Below are 9,919 nucleotides of genomic sequence, written 5' to 3'. Positions count from 1 at the left end.
GCAATAAAATCAACCATTATAAAAACCAGTGGAACTTACCCTGACACGGATTTCCACTGGTTGTTAGAGGTTTTATCAGATTAACTTCCACTTTAACAGACGGTGGAAGTTAGTTTGGGAATTTAGCTGAAACATGGAAATACAGAAAAACCTCAGTCATACCATCTGAGGTTAGTTCTCTAAACGACAACTGTGATGCCTTGTCTGATTTTAGCAAACAAGCAAACCAACCTGACCACGTTAACTTATCAGGTTGCTGCAGCAAACGCCTTAATCGCTATTAAACAGCCTTAACAGTCACTTCAATATTTCCTTTGGTAGCACGTGAATACGGACAAACTTGGTGTGCTTCTTCAAGATAAGCTTGCGCTTCTTCTAAGCTAACACCTTCAATGTGTCCTTCAAGTTCAACACCAAGCTGAACGTCTGGAACATTGCTGACGCTAAGGTTAAAGAGCGATACTGTTGCTGTAATCGTTGCTTCAGCTGTTACACCATGACTAGATAGGACATAGCTAAGAGCACTGTTAAAGCAGGCGCTGTAACCCGCAGCAAATAGCTGTTCTGGGTTTGTAGCACCTTCCACACGTTGTCCTGGTTGAACAATCTGTAATTGGAAACTATTATCTGGAGAATGTACTTCACCTGTACGTCCGCCAGTGTTAATCATTTTTGTTGAATAGATTTTTTTCATCCTCAATTCTCCTTTATCTTATGATGTCATTACTATACTACTTTCTCCACGAATCTTCAACGAAAAAAATTGACATAAAAAGAGAGGCTGGGATATTTCTCCCAACCTCCTGCGAAACATTATTCTTCTGTTTCTTCTTCGTCTGAAAACTCATCATCTTCTTCGTTGATGTTAACATCTTCATCCAAGTCTTCGTCTGGGATGATTTCATTTAACTCTGAGTCATATGAGTCCACTTCTGATTTTTCATCATCTGGGTTATCCTCGTCGTACTCAAGACTATCACGTTCAGGACGATAATCTTCATCTTCTGGATCATCATCAGAGTAATCAATAGCATCTTCATCACCGTCCATGAAGGCATTAACACGTTTTCTCTTGCGTTTTGGTGCATCTTCATCATCTTCTTCAAGACTAATGATTTCTTCATCGATTTCATCAATGGCGTACCATGAACGAAGGCCCCATTTATTTTCACCAAGTGGGATAAAGCTACCATCAGTATTTAAGTCTGAATAGAAAAATGGCAGTGCTTCACGAATAGCAGCATCTGATTTTTCTAAATAGTTTTGGATGGCATTAACCAAGTCATTGAAGTACATCTCGTCTCCACGACCACGTGTTTCTAAAATCGCACGCGCCACTTCAATCATTGACAATTCACTTTTTTCTTGTCCAGCAAATACATCTAATTCCAAAGGTATTCTCCTTTTTAAGAGACAAAGCACAGTCTATCCCTAATTTAATATTCCTTATTATTTTACGCTAAAAAATCCTATTCGTCAAAGAATTTTTATAGGAAACTAACTAGAAGCGATTAATACGCTCCATCACACACTTAAAAGTAACTCCCCCACAATTTGAGAAACTCAGATTTTAGGTGATAAAACGTTTATCCAGCTAGGCTATGTTAAACACAAACTACAATTTCGAAAGAGCATCCTTTTAACTAGTATACTTTTCGAACTCTACTTAATTTAGTTATGTATTGAACTCGCCTACGACACTTGGCAAAAAAGAAAAGCACTCATCAACTAGAGTGCCTAACTGAACCCAACCTAAAATCCTAGTGAGTCATCCAGTCTATTCCGAGAAAGTAAAAAGACATCTCCTGAAGCAGAGATGCCTAATTGAACTCACCTACGACACTTGGCAAAAAGATAAAGACCTCCTAGACGCTTTGCGTCTTCGTCAGCTTTCCTATTTTGCTGTGTGTCGCTTAACGGCTCCGTATCTTGATTAACGACGAAGACCAAGTGAAGCGATCAATTCGCGGTAACGGTTAACGTCTGTACGGCGAAGGTAAGCCAAAAGGTTACGACGGTGACCGATTTTTTTCATCAAACCACGGTAAGTAGCGTGGTCTTTTTTGTGTTGTTTGATGTGGTCGTTAAGGTGGTTGATTTCCCAAGTAAGGACAGCAACTTGAACCTCTACTGAACCTGTGTCACCTTCGTGACGTGCATATTGTGCAATGATTTCATTTTTTTTCTCTTTTGAGATTGCCATGATGTTTCTCCTTTTTATTTGGCTTCATCCGAGTGGCAGGTTGGCATTCCTACAACCAAGAAGAAGTTATTTGTCTTATAGACCTCTATATTTTAGCAAAATGGCTGAGCTTCGTCAACTGATAGTTTTGGAAAAACTGGTAGGGTAGCTCTGCTATTTCCCAAAGAAAAAGGAGCCAATGGCTCCAAAATTCATTAACGTTTGTCTTTTAGAACGACATTCAAAATGAGGGCTGCAAGGGTACCTGTTGAAATACCTGATGATAAAACCATCTGGATAGGCGTTGGCAGGTTTGCTAAGAGTTCTGGACGAACAGTCACGCCGATACCAAGCGCAAAGGCAACTGAGATAATAAGGAGTTCTCGGTCACCAATCTTGATCGTTGCTAGGGTTTTAATCCCTTGAGCGGCAACAAGTCCAAACATGATAACCCCTACACCACCAAGGACTGGCTGAGGCATAATTGAAATCAGAGCAGATAGTTTTGGAAAGACACCAAGAACAGCAAGGATAATCCCAGCAATCACCATAACATGGCGGCTAGCAACCTTCGTCAAGGTAATCAAACCAACGTTTTGTGAGAAAGCCGTATTAGGTCCAGCTCCGAAGACACCAGCAATAAGAGAACCTACACCATCAGCTAAGACACCGTTTGCAGCACGGTCGCTCGAAATCTTAACATTTGACGCCTCACCAATAGCCATCATAATCCCAACAGTACCGATAAGTGAAACGATATAGGCTGGGATGAATGACAAGATTGATGAAAAATCAAAAGTCACACCATAACGAAGCACATTTGGAATCGCAAACCATGAGGCATCTGCCACAGCTGACAAATCAACCTTGCCAAGAGCGATACAGAGAACATAGCCAAAAATCATTCCTATGAAAACAGAAGCTGTTGACCACATCCCTTTACCATAATGATTTAAGGCAAGGGTAAATACCATAACCGCAAAAGCGATGGCTACATTTTGAACTGAACCGTAATCTGCTGCTCCTGAACCTCCCGCTGCCCAGTCCATGCTGACAGGCAAAAGGGTAATCCCAATAAGAGAGACAACGGTACCTGTAATCAACGGTGGGAAAAATTTCATCAACGGTTTGATAAAGCGACTGAGAACAATTTCTACCAAAGAACCTGCAATGGTCGCACCAACAATTCCTGCAATCCCAAACTTAGCACCAACGCTAATAGCAGGATTCGCAAAAGTAAAGTCAGTTCCCATCATTCCTGACACACGAGAGCCGATTGGTCCCAATCCTTTAGACTGTAAGATAGTTGTTAAACCTGCTACAAAAATAGTTGCAGATACCATGACAGCAGTATCCTCAACAGATAACCCAATAGCACCAGCAACAACAAGCGGTACCGCAATGATACCTGCAAAAGCTGCTAGGATATGTTGGAGTGCTAGAACTACCGATACACCAAGCGGCGGACGATCTTCAATGTTATAGAGCATTTCATCATGTGTTTCTTCCACATGTCCGTGGTCAATAAGAACTTTATCTTGAGACATAATACACCTTTTCATTAATTTTTAGACTACAGTATAACAAAACTAGAAAACATTAGCAACATTTCTGAACTATTTTATCAAAAAAACTTAAATCGTTCGCTTATCCATCTTTGCTTTTATTATCTCTTTTTTTGTGATAGAATGAATAAGAAATTGTTAGAACGGAAAGGATTAAGAGCCAGAAACAGTTATCTCTTCAACTTTTTTCTAGTCAATACGAAAGGATGACAGGCTCTAGGTATTTATTATGACTGCACAAGATAAATTAATCAAAGCTAGTCACTTGATTAACATGGATGATATTATTCGCGAAGGTCATCCGACACTTCGTGAAAAAGCTGCTGAAGTTGCTCTGCCATTAAGCGATGAGGACATTATTCTTGGCGAAAAAATGATGCAATTTTTGAAAAACTCCCAAGACCCAGTGACCGCTGAAAAGATGGGACTACGTGGTGGGGTTGGCCTTGCTGCTCCACAATTAGATGTGTCAAAACGCATTATTGCTTGCCTTGTCCCAAATCCAGAGGATGAAGAGGGCAATCCTCCGACAGAAGCCTACAGTTTACAAGCGATTATGTACAACCCTAAAATTGTCGCACATTCTGTCCAACAAGCTGCGCTGGCTGACGGAGAAGGCTGCCTATCTGTCGATCGCGTTGTTGAAGGTTACGTCCCTCGTCACGCTCGTATTACTGTCGAATACCTTGATAAAAACGGCGAAAAACACAAGGTCAAGTTCAAAGGCTACAACGCCATTGTTGTTCAGCATGAAATCGACCACCTCAACGGTGTCATGTTCTATGACCGCATCAACATTGCTGAACCTTTTAAAATCGAAGATGGTGTGATTATTTTAGACTAAGCGACTAAAGATAACAAAAAAGCTGGAAGCCCAGCTTTTTTTATTATTCCATAGAATGTAATAAATTTTTCAATAAATCCATTTGGTCATCTGCAATTGCTGATAAGCGAGGCTTTTTCAAGTCAATTTGTGCAGATAATTTATCTAAGTCAGATTTCACAGTGTTGACACGTTGTTCTAATTCACGCGCAGAGACGCGCAAACAACCTTGTGCAAAAATGGTCCACTGTTCATTGAGGTCGCTGGTTGCTACTTCTACCAAATTTAATGATGTGTTTAGCTCAGCCGCCATACGTTCGATGTAATCATCTGCAGTCTCATTTTCTTCGGTAAAAATGACTTCTACCTTGTACTGATCGTAGCGTTGTCGATTTCCTGGAACATACTGAGCGTCAAAGACACAGGTTATCTCAATCTGTTCAAAATTAGCATAGTTATTGAGTTTGCGCAATAAAATGTTTCGCGCTTCATCTAATTGATTGGTTTTGAATGCCTGCTTGGTCTCTTGCCAGAAGGCAATCATGTTATAACCATCAACTAGCATGAGTTTCTTTTTCATGGATTGCCTCCTCTGTTGCCCCTATTGTTTATTTCTAAACACCTCATACATGAGAATGGCTGCCGCTACACTAGCATTTAAGCTCTGCACATGCCCATCCATAGGAATAGTAATCATCTCATCCACTTGTTTTTTGATGTTAGCTGAAATGCCTTTACCTTCGTTGCCGATGATAAGAGCCAGCTTGCCAGCAGTATTCCATTTGTGGCTTGGAGTACCGTTCATGTCCGTTCCAAAAATCCAGAAACCTGCTGCTTTTAATTTATCCAAGGTTTGACTGAGATTGGTCACACGGGCAATCGGAACATGTTCCACAGCACCTGTTGAGGTTTTAGCAACAACTGGTGTTACACCAACGGCACGGTGTTTTGGAATAATCACGCCTGCTACTTTTGTAGCGTCAGCTGTTCGCAAGATTGACCCCAAATTATGTGGGTCTGTCAGTCCGTCCAAAATAAGAATGAGGGGATTTTCTTCCTGCTCTGCTTTTTCCATAATCGCAGATAATTCGGCATAAGCGAACTCCGATACACGCAAGACAAAGCCTTGGTGGATACCGTTGTTGGCCATCTCATTCAAGGTCTTTTTGGGTGTCCAAGAAATCGAAACCTTCTTTTCAGTGGCTAGGTTTTTGATTTTATCCACATTTTTGCCACGAAGGTCATCTTGGATATAGAGTTTATTACCTGTATTGGCTTGCAGGCTTTCAGTGACGGCATGTACGCCGTAGACGATATCTGTCACTTCTTCTTGTTTTCTTTCTTTCATGTCTTCATTATAGCACGAAACTCAGCTAGGAGGTCATTTTTTATCCCTTTTCATAAATTTTGATTTTGGACAAGTCAGAGCAAATAAAAAACGACGCTAACACTAGAAAATACCTTCTAAAGTGTTAAGCATTCGTTTCTTTTTTATCTCAATAACAGCTAGAGCTTGCTAATCTGTTCTCTATAAATTATCGTTTTTTGAAAAAATAGGTCAATCCTGCTAGTAATCCGACAGCACCGATTCCCATTACTGCTATAACTACCTTAGAAAACCCTGAGTCTTTGGGAGCTTGCGACAGCTGATTTGATGAACTAAGAGTTGCTTTTTGAGTTACAGCAGTTTGTTTTGCACCATTCACCTTTGTCGTGTCTAGTTTTTCGTCACTTTTGACAGAAGAAACAGTAGGTTTCTCTTGAGTTTTTGGCTTCTCTTCACCTTCTACTGTCGGTGATTGATTGGCTTGCTGAGGTGCATTTTTCTGAGTTATTTTCTCTTGAGAAACCTTTTCTGTATTTTGATTTTTTTCTGGTGTTCCTGTTTCATTAGGTTGCTGGATGTAGATGCTCTTAGAATAGCCTGAGTGGGTAACTGATCCATCTGGAAGAGTAACCGTCACATAGTACCCTTCTTCTTGCAATCCTGCCAAACTAAACCAGCAAGTGAATTTTTGTTGTCCTTTAGGAACGGTATAATCTAACGTATTCAACTCTTTCCCTACAATATTTCTCAACTCAACTGTGACAACCTTGGCTTCCTCAAATTTCTTAGGCAGGGTTATCGCAAGGTCAATAGCTGTCTGATCAGAGCGCAGAGTGGCACTTGTAGGAATACCTAAACTATATTGCAATTCTGTCGTTTGCTCTACTACTTGATTAGGAGTTTCCTCTGCCATAGCCACTTGTTGTCCTGATAATCCTAGTAGTGCACCCCCTAAAAGGACTGCTGATGATAAACGTTTATAAGTCATTTCTTTTCTCCTCAACATATAAAATCGGAACTCTCTGTCCCTCTTATCTAACTATTCGTAAGAAAACAAAAAAAGAATTGAGCATTTCAATTCTTTTTTACTTTATGTTGATATTCTTTTACAGCAATACCTTGACTTCGTAGATAGTCAGTTGCTTCTGGAGAAAAATAATTCACTGCTTGAGCATCAATTTCAACTAACTGTTTAAATTGACCAAGTTCTCTTGGAGAGATTTCTGAGATATCGAACTCATCTCCCTCACCATCGCCGTAAGGCATTAGCTGTAAATAAATGTCATTACCACCATCTAAATAGAGCTTTTTAACATATTTTGCTAATCGTTTGGGAATTTTGAAAGCCTCAAAATAGTTCTTAACTTCTGGTGCCACACCATCGTAGGTCGCTTCGAAATCAACAGGAACTTGTTTGGCATACTCGTAGACATCAAACTTCGGTGTCAGAACTTCCTGTTCATACATGAGCTCTTGGATAATTACTAACTTAAAATTAAAGTTATCAAATTCAAGATAATCTTCCTGACCTCTCAACAAATTTTTGAAAAAAGAAATCACTGATTTTCCTCCTCAATAGTCTTGATACACCACCCAATCAGCTCTTCCATGCGCTCAATTTGCTCGGTCATGTGAAGGTAGCCAAGAACCGCTTCAAAACCTGTGGACATCTTGTAAGTGATGATATCCGTATTCTTAGCCTTGGTATGGGTTGAGGCATTGCGGCCACGCTTGTAGATTTCTTCTTCTTTTTCGGTCAATAGCTGCGCTTCTAACATTTTCGTAATCAGACTTGCCTGTGCTTTTGCAGACACATATTTTGTCGCTAAGCGGTGCAGCTGATTGGGCTTGGTCTGACCTGTAAAAATCAAGTGACGGCGAATATACATGGAATACACCGCGTCCCCTTCAAATGCGAGCGCTATGCCATTGATCAAATTGACATCAAGATTAGTCACGCGTCCACCTCACACCATCCTTGGTATCAAGCAACTTAATCCCCTGCGCTGCCAATTCATCACGGATACGGTCAGCTGTCGCAAAATCACGATTGGCACGCGCTGCTTGGCGTTCCTCAATCAAGCGCTCAATGTCAGCATCCAAAACTTCTTCCTTAAAGACAATCCCAAAGACCTCTAACATCTTGGTCAATGCCGCTTTAACTGTTTCATCATAGTTGCCTGAGTTAATCCACTTGGCCATTTCAAAAATCACTGTAATCCCGTTTGCTGTGTTGAAATCTTCATCCATAGCATCAGTGAATTTTGTTACAAAATCAGTTAGTTCATCAGCATTCACTTGACCTGTGAAAGGTTGTTCATAAGTGTTTTTCAGGTATTTCAGATTGGTCTGAGCATCATGGATGGCCTTTTCGGTAAAATTAATTGGTTTGCGGTATTGTTGCGTCGCAAGGAAGAAACGTAGAACCTGTCCATCAACGGTTTTGAGGGCATCGTGAACGGTAATGAAGTTACCAAGGGATTTTGACATTTTTTCATTGTCCACATTGACAAAGCCGTTATGCATCCAGTAGTTGACGAATTTATGACCCGTTTTGGCTTCTGATTGCGCAATTTCATTGGTGTGGTGTGGGAATTCAAGGTCGGCGCCGCCACCATGAATATCAATGGTATCGCCTAAAATTTCAGTTGCCATGACTGAACACTCGATGTGCCAGCCTGGACGACCAGCTCCCCAAGGGCTCTCCCAAGACACTTCGCCTGCCTTAGCCGATTTCCAAAGGGCAAAATCCACAGGATTTTCCTTGCGAGCAGTTTCTTCGTCTGTACGCCCACTGGCTCCTAAAACCAAATCATCGAGGGTTTTATTGGCTAACTTAGCGTAATCCACAGATTTTTCCACACGGAAATAGACATCCCCTTCTGACTCATAAGCGAAGCCTTTTTCTACAAGGTCAACTACAAAAGCAATAATCTCATCCATATAGTCAATGACACGAGGATTTTTTGTCGCCGGCTTGATACCAAGCGCTGCCGTGTCTTCCATAAAAGCCGCAATGTGCTTGTCTGAAAAATCCTTGGTGGTCATAGCTTCTGCGGCCGCACCCTTGATAATCTTATCGTCCACATCCGTAAAGTTAGAAATGTAAGTCACGTCATAACCACGGTACTCCAAATAACGACGGATGGTATCAAAAGCTACCGCACTCCGCCCATTTCCCACGTGAATGTAATTATAAACTGTGGGACCGCAGACATACATCTTAACCTTGCCCTCTTCCAAAGGCACAAACTCACGCAAGCTACGGGTCATAGTATCATAAATCTTAATCGTCATACTCATACTCTCTTCTTTTCTAATGCTTTCATTATACCACAAAGACACCCTCGCACAAAAATACGAGGGTGAATCTTTCTTATACTCATCCAAAATCAAAATTAGCATTTTAGAACCTCTAATACTTTTGATGGACTACCGAACGAAGTGAGGTTAACATGTTTCTTTCGCTATAGTGGTATTCTTATTAGTGAAACTGTCCAGTGGACAGCTTCAGCCTGAGCTTAGAAATCAAAAAGCGAGGGTAATTTGCTTGCTAAGAACGTTTTTTGGGGAAAACTACAAATTGAGAATCAATTTCGTAGTAGTTCCCCCGCAAGGATGATTAGGTTGGACGCTGTCGAGTAGTCGACAAGTACATCCAATCATCTACTGCGAAAAGTAGGCTCAAATCTAGCAATGAAACTCCGTAGGAGGTTTTGATGTTGACTTTGTCAACTCTATTTCCCACCTCCAAAGGTCTCCCAGACCTTTGGAGCGTCCGCACATTTAAGAAAGAAACAAAAAGTAATTTTTGATTTTTGTTAAGTATTAAAGTCAATTAGTTTTTATTTAGTATTTTTGTTAGCACTTCTCCTAATGTGGTGTGGGGCGGAAGCGACCTCCTACAGAGTTCCATTCCTTCTTGGCAAGCCTAGGTCTTGCCAACCCCTTCACACTAAAACTTATTAGTTTTAGTGTTATCACCACTGCGGAAAGTGCTAGTTGTGGCGACTTCGTCGCTC

11 protein-coding genes are annotated in these 9,919 nt (G+C 40.9%); 1 reads left to right on the top strand and 10 read right to left on the bottom strand.

Annotated features, from left to right (window positions below; genetic code table 11):
• Window positions 1-280 precede the first annotated feature (280 nt).
• The 4 genes from EAF07_RS04210 to EAF07_RS04195 form a co-directional block, all read right to left on the bottom strand.
• Window positions 281-694, bottom strand: coding sequence for an organic hydroperoxide resistance protein (locus EAF07_RS04210; RefSeq protein ID WP_121835043.1), 414 nt, complete (start codon window positions 692-694; stop codon window positions 281-283).
• 119 nt (window positions 695-813) lie between these two features.
• Complete coding sequence (gene rpoE, locus EAF07_RS04205; RefSeq protein WP_121835042.1) at window positions 814-1,392, bottom strand: DNA-directed RNA polymerase subunit delta; 579 nt, start codon at window positions 1,390-1,392, stop codon at window positions 814-816.
• 541 nt (window positions 1,393-1,933) lie between these two features.
• The gene (gene rpsO / locus EAF07_RS04200) at window positions 1,934-2,203 is read right to left on the bottom strand and encodes a 30S ribosomal protein S15 (protein ID WP_018164109.1); all 270 of its coding nucleotides are present in this window, start codon (window positions 2,201-2,203) and stop codon (window positions 1,934-1,936) included.
• 194 nt (window positions 2,204-2,397) lie between these two features.
• Window positions 2,398-3,729 (bottom strand): nucleobase:cation symporter-2 family protein, encoded by a 1,332-nt coding sequence (locus tag EAF07_RS04195; protein WP_121835041.1) that lies wholly within the window; start codon window positions 3,727-3,729, stop codon window positions 2,398-2,400.
• Window positions 3,730-3,976: 247 nt separating this feature from the next.
• On the opposite strand from EAF07_RS04195, the gene def reads away from it, so the two are divergent.
• Window positions 3,977-4,591 carry a peptide deformylase gene (def, locus tag EAF07_RS04190; RefSeq protein WP_121835040.1) on the top strand — a complete coding sequence of 205 codons (615 nt, stop codon included), beginning with the start codon at window positions 3,977-3,979 and terminating at the stop codon, window positions 4,589-4,591.
• A 43-nt stretch (window positions 4,592-4,634) separates the two neighbouring features.
• On the opposite strand, the gene EAF07_RS04185 is transcribed toward def, so the two are convergent.
• The 6 genes from EAF07_RS04185 to cysS form a co-directional block, all read right to left on the bottom strand.
• Window positions 4,635-5,150, bottom strand: coding sequence for an NYN domain-containing protein (locus EAF07_RS04185; protein WP_121835039.1), 516 nt, complete (start codon window positions 5,148-5,150; stop codon window positions 4,635-4,637).
• Between the two features lie 21 nt (window positions 5,151-5,171).
• The gene (gene rlmB, locus EAF07_RS04180; protein WP_121835038.1) at window positions 5,172-5,918 is read right to left on the bottom strand and encodes a 23S rRNA (guanosine(2251)-2'-O)-methyltransferase RlmB; all 747 of its coding nucleotides are present in this window, start codon (window positions 5,916-5,918) and stop codon (window positions 5,172-5,174) included.
• Between the two features lie 187 nt (window positions 5,919-6,105).
• Entirely contained in the window at window positions 6,106-6,885 is a 780-nt protein-coding gene (locus tag EAF07_RS04175) for a hypothetical protein (protein WP_121835037.1), read from the bottom strand.
• An 86-nt stretch (window positions 6,886-6,971) separates the two neighbouring features.
• On the bottom strand, window positions 6,972-7,457 hold the full coding sequence (locus EAF07_RS04170; protein WP_121835036.1) for a DUF6892 domain-containing protein: 486 nt from the start codon (window positions 7,455-7,457) through the stop codon (window positions 6,972-6,974).
• Window positions 7,454-7,855, bottom strand: a complete 402-nt coding sequence (locus EAF07_RS04165; RefSeq protein ID WP_121835035.1) for a Mini-ribonuclease 3 — start codon at window positions 7,853-7,855, stop codon at window positions 7,454-7,456. Before EAF07_RS04165 ends, EAF07_RS04170 begins: the two co-directional genes overlap by 4 nt.
• Complete coding sequence (cysS, locus tag EAF07_RS04160; protein ID WP_342769097.1) at window positions 7,848-9,194, bottom strand: cysteine--tRNA ligase; 1,347 nt, start codon at window positions 9,192-9,194, stop codon at window positions 7,848-7,850. Before cysS ends, EAF07_RS04165 begins: the two co-directional genes overlap by 8 nt.
• Window positions 9,195-9,919: the final 725 nt, after the last annotated feature.

The organism is Streptococcus hillyeri, from assembly GCF_003686955.1.
Lineage (GTDB): Bacteria > Bacillota > Bacilli > Lactobacillales > Streptococcaceae > Streptococcus > Streptococcus hillyeri.
Note: the sequence above shows the minus strand (reverse complement) of the source record. Positions and strands in the feature narration are given on the sequence as shown.

Excerpts from the sequence above, each read along its gene's own strand:
- EAF07_RS04210 (WP_121835043.1), bottom strand. The coding sequence starts at position 694 with ATGAAAAAAATCTATTCAACAAAAATGATTAACACTGGCGGACGTACA.
- rpsO (WP_018164109.1), bottom strand. The coding sequence starts at position 2,203 with ATGGCAATCTCAAAAGAGAAAAAAAATGAAATCATTGCACAATATGCA.
- EAF07_RS04195 (WP_121835041.1), bottom strand. The coding sequence starts at position 3,729 with ATGTCTCAAGATAAAGTTCTTATTGACCACGGACATGTGGAAGAAACA.
- def (WP_121835040.1), top strand. The coding sequence starts at position 3,977 with ATGACTGCACAAGATAAATTAATCAAAGCTAGTCACTTGATTAACATG.
- EAF07_RS04185 (WP_121835039.1), bottom strand. The coding sequence starts at position 5,150 with ATGAAAAAGAAACTCATGCTAGTTGATGGTTATAACATGATTGCCTTC.
- rlmB (WP_121835038.1), bottom strand. The coding sequence starts at position 5,918 with ATGAAAGAAAGAAAACAAGAAGAAGTGACAGATATCGTCTACGGCGTA.
- EAF07_RS04175 (WP_121835037.1), bottom strand. The coding sequence starts at position 6,885 with ATGACTTATAAACGTTTATCATCAGCAGTCCTTTTAGGGGGTGCACTA.
- cysS (WP_342769097.1), bottom strand. The coding sequence starts at position 9,194 with ATGACGATTAAGATTTATGATACTATGACCCGTAGCTTGCGTGAGTTT.